At 55.0% G+C, this 291-nt stretch carries 1 pseudogene; it reads right to left on the bottom strand.

Annotated features, from left to right (window positions below):
- Positions 1-291 (bottom strand): annotated as a pseudogene (locus HMPREF2736_RS03795) (IS256 family transposase); the annotation flags it as partial.

The raw sequence follows: 291 nt of genomic DNA on the forward strand, positions 1-291 counted from the left end.
GCATTTTGCGTTGGTGCTCACCGCGTCTGCCGCGATGAGTTCTCGCAAGGAGCTTCAGCTGGGCGTTGATGCCGCCTTCAAGGCTGTTGGTGGTGGATTTGATCCGATGCGGCTTAAGCACACCTTTCGGGGGCTTGAGGTAGACAAACAGCAGGTCATTGCGCCACAGGTGGTTGAGACTGTTGTAGGCCTTGCGCACGTTGACATGGGTCCACACGAGTGTGTCTTTGCCTGTTTTCGGGTCTTTGACCTGTGTCTTTTCGTTGAGCCAATCCTTGTAGAGCGTGTGGA

Source organism: Corynebacterium sp. HMSC036E10, from assembly GCF_001836265.1.
Lineage (GTDB): Bacteria > Actinomycetota > Actinomycetes > Mycobacteriales > Mycobacteriaceae > Corynebacterium > Corynebacterium coyleae.